The organism is Microcystis sp. LEGE 08355 (genome assembly GCF_015207185.1).
Classification (GTDB): Bacteria; Cyanobacteriota; Cyanobacteriia; order Cyanobacteriales; family Microcystaceae; genus Microcystis; species Microcystis panniformis.
In genome coordinates this window covers 1-3,606 of the sequence record NZ_JADEXI010000481.1, presented here as the reverse complement: position 1 = coordinate 3,606, position 3,606 = coordinate 1, and the positions used below count along the sequence as shown (strand labels likewise).

The window sequence follows — 3,606 nt, the reverse complement described above, 5'->3', positions numbered from 1 at the left end:
GACAGGCTTAACATTTTTGACTCTCCTTCCTATTCTATTTTCTAGGATACAGCATTTCCCTAAAAAGAGACAAAGTTATCCTTGAGGAAGCTGATCAATTGAGTTACTACCATCGTATTTTTTGCGTAATCTCTGGCAAAAAATGCTGAGAAATCCACAATTAAAAATCTAACTATCAAAATTGCTCACGCCAAAGGTTAAAATAAACTAGATAAATAGTTTTATGTTTAGTTTCTCCTATGTTTAACTGGTTCCGTCGTCAGAAAGTCCAACCCGAACAAGAACAAGCACCCCCTGCACCCGTAGAGGAAACCCCCAGCGAGGCAACCCCGACGACTAGCGAGGCAACCAGTCAGGAAGAGTATTTAGATTGGGCCAAAAAAGCCTTTAAAAATATTCAAGAGAAAAAAGCCACGGCCGAGGCCGTCGTTAGCGAAACCCCTGAAACATCTATTGCTGAAACGGAACCTCCGCAAGAGGAAGAACCAGTTAAAGAAGAAGAAACCGAGGATAATACCCCTGCATGGCTGAAAAAATCTGATCGCCTCGAAATCCTCAAAGAAACCGCCATCGAAACCCCCACAGAACCAGATGAGGATTTTATCTGGTCGGCCAAAGTTTTGGCCAATCAGGGACGACAAGCAGAGGACGTTTCGGAAGAAGAAATCACTTGGTTAAAAAAATTGCGTCAGGGTTTAGGCAAAACGCGCCGCAGCTTGGTTAATCAGCTTAAGGCCGTGGTCGGTCAGGGTCCCCTCAATCAAGACGCGGTGGAGGAAATCGAAGCTTTATTGCTTCAGGCCGATGTGGGGGTAGATGCCACCGATTATATTATCACTACCCTCCAAAATAAGCTAAAACAGGAAGCTCTGCCCCCCGAAAAAGCGATCAAATATCTCAAAGAAATTATCCGCGAGATTTTAGATGCACCTTTAGCAAATTATAGCAACCCCGGTTTTGAGCCAGAAAAAGGCAAATTAAATATCTGGATGCTTACAGGAGTTAACGGAGTTGGTAAAACGACGACTATCGGCAAATTAGCCCATTTATCTAAACAATCTGGCTATAGCTGTATAATCGCCGCTGCCGACACCTTTCGCGCTGCTGCCGTGGAACAGGTGAAAGTTTGGGGAGAGCGATCGCAAGTGGAAGTAATTGCCAACCCGGGCAAAAATACCGACCCGGCCGCCGTGGTGTACGATGGCATCGAAGCCGCTAAATCCAGGGAGGTAGAATTACTCTTAGTAGATACGGCGGGAAGATTGCAGAATAAAAAGAACTTAATGGCAGAATTAAGCAAAATTCGCCGTATTATCGACAAAAAAGCCGAGAGTGCCGTGGTGGAATCCCTTCTAGTTCTCGATGCCACTTTAGGACAAAACGGCCTGCGACAAGCAGAAGTTTTCTCGGAAGCTGCCCAATTAAGCGGCGTGATCCTGACTAAAATCGATGGTACAGCTAAAGGGGGTGTTGCCCTTGCCGTAGCGCGTCAGCTTAACCTCCCGATTCGCTTTGTCGGCGCCGGGGAAGGAATCGAGGATCTGCGGCCCTTTTCCAGTTACGAATTCGTGGAAGCTTTACTGAGTGGCGATTGATCTCACCCTAGCTATCTTTCATAATCTTTTTATGGTTGCTTCATAATTGTCTCATTTTTAGCTATGCTAGAACTGGAGACTCAGGGTAACAACTATGCAAAGAACAATTACAGTTAGTCATCTGGGAGTATATTATCGCGGCGTGGAAGCCCTACGGGATATCACCCTGAAAATTCATCCGGGACGATTAACCGGTATTATCGGTCCCAACGGTGCGGGCAAAAGTACCCTGATCAAAGCCATGCTAGGATTAATTCCCGTACAACAGGGAAGCGTTAACTATCAAGGGCAATCTCTACAGCAACAACTGGATAAAGTCGCTTATGTTCCCCAAAGATCTCAAATCGACTGGACCTATCCCGTCACCGCTTGGGATGTGGTAATGATGGGGAGAGTCAGAAAAACGGGTTGGTTTCGTCCTTTTTCCCATATTAGTCGTCAACAGGCTTTAAATGCCCTAGAACGGGTGGAAATGGCTGATTTACGCCATCGTCCCCTCGGTCAGTTGTCGGGAGGACAACAGCAAAGAGTCTTTTTAGCCAGATCTTTGGCCCAAGAAGCGGAGATTTTCTGTTTTGATGAACCTTTCGTTGGGGTAGATCAAAAAACCGAGGGCATCCTTTTTAATATCTTTGGTGAGTTAGCCCAAGAAAATAAAATTGTCATGGTGGTTAACCATGATTTAGGCGAATCTATCACCCATTTTGCTGATTTAATCCTCTTAAATAAAGAATTGATCCTCGCAGATCAAAGATCTAAGGTCTTAACCGATTTTAATCTCCGGCGCGCCTATGGGGGTAAAGTCTCCTTCTACGATGCCATGACACCACCAGATCATCCCCGATCGAGTCTCGATTATCCAGCGGCCCGTTAACTCGATCGCCTGTCGAAAAACAATGGGATAAACTAGAAGTGAAGATATTTTGGCTGACTGCCGATAGGGACACCGATGAAAACTATTTCCCCGCAAGAAGTAACAGGAACGATCGAACTGGCTCCTAACTATCGAATTCCCCTGTTTTTGGTAATTTTATCGCTGCCTTTACTCTTTTTACAGGTCTGGCTCGGCATAATTTTCTCCCTGTTAGGCCTATTCTTGATGTTCCAGACTACCCGCATTCGTCTCCAGTTTACCCCCACCTCCTTAGATGTCTATCTATCTGGGCAACAAATTCGCTCCTTTCCCTACCAAGAATGGCAAAATTGGCGGATTTTCTGGAATCAAGTCCCGATCCTATTTTATTTCAAAGAAATTAACAGCATTCATTTTTTGCCCATTATCTTTGACAGCGCAACCCTGAGACTGTGCCTCGAAAAATACTATCCTTTAGCAGCATCGCCAGCGATCGACTCAGAAGCGAACTAAGATTGAGATAAAATAAAATTTAGCTAATAGCGTCTTAATTACCTGCCTTAGCCCTCTGTTCGCTCTGCATTTCTAAAGACGATGACTTCAGAAGATTTTAATGTTTTACCCCTTGACAAAATGACAGACTTACCCAATGAATCTGTCGAAGAATTTAGTTTTGACGATCTCTGGAACGATCGCCCGGTAGAGAATCCCCTGCCATCGGCAATCGCCCCCGAAGGCGAATTGGTTCCCACAGCGCAAGCGCAACCCCTACGAGCAGAAATCGAGGCTCTAGAACGGCAAAAACAGAGCCTAGAGGCAGAAATCTCGGCATTAAAAGCGGAAAGAGAACGCTTGATCGCCGAGGAATTGGGGGATATCAAAGCTCAAATCGAAAGAATGCTCAAGGAAGGGGTAAAAGACCTAGAACAACGCAAACAGGCTTTAGAAGTGGCGATCGAACAGTTAGAACGCCGTCGTGAGCGGATTCGGCAGGAAATGCGGAGTAATTTCGCCGGAGTCTCCCAGGAGCTAGCGGTGCGGGTTCAGGGATTTAAAGACTATCTGGTGGGCAGTTTACAGGATTTGGCCGCGGCTGCCGAACAGTTGGAATTACCCCGTTTTGAAACCCCCGAAAAATCCCCCCGCTCCGTGGAACCT

Annotated in this window: 4 protein-coding genes; all 4 read left to right on the top strand. The window is 45.9% G+C overall.

Annotation, left to right across the window (positions count from 1 at the left end; all coding sequences use genetic code 11):
- The first annotated feature begins 239 nt into the window (after window positions 1-239).
- The gene (gene ftsY / locus IQ242_RS19615) at window positions 240-1,595 is read left to right on the top strand and encodes a signal recognition particle-docking protein FtsY (protein WP_193961120.1); all 1,356 of its coding nucleotides are present in this window, start codon (window positions 240-242) and stop codon (window positions 1,593-1,595) included.
- Between the two features lie 94 nt (window positions 1,596-1,689).
- Window positions 1,690-2,469, top strand: coding sequence for a metal ABC transporter ATP-binding protein (locus IQ242_RS19610; RefSeq protein WP_193961119.1), 780 nt, complete (start codon window positions 1,690-1,692; stop codon window positions 2,467-2,469).
- 75 nt (window positions 2,470-2,544) lie between these two features.
- Window positions 2,545-2,961 (top strand): DUF3119 family protein, encoded by a 417-nt coding sequence (locus IQ242_RS19605; RefSeq protein ID WP_193961118.1) that lies wholly within the window; start codon window positions 2,545-2,547, stop codon window positions 2,959-2,961.
- Between the two features lie 81 nt (window positions 2,962-3,042).
- Window positions 3,043-3,606, top strand: a 564-nt coding sequence (locus IQ242_RS19600; RefSeq protein ID WP_193961117.1) for a DUF3086 domain-containing protein, incomplete at its 3' end; no start/stop codon positions are given.

Bases quoted from the DNA above. Each gene is read 5' to 3' on its own strand.
- ftsY (WP_193961120.1), top strand. From the start codon at position 240: ATGTTTAACTGGTTCCGTCGTCAGAAAGTCCAACCCGAACAAGAACAA.
- IQ242_RS19610 (WP_193961119.1), top strand. From the start codon at position 1,690: ATGCAAAGAACAATTACAGTTAGTCATCTGGGAGTATATTATCGCGGC.
- IQ242_RS19605 (WP_193961118.1), top strand. From the start codon at position 2,545: ATGAAAACTATTTCCCCGCAAGAAGTAACAGGAACGATCGAACTGGCT.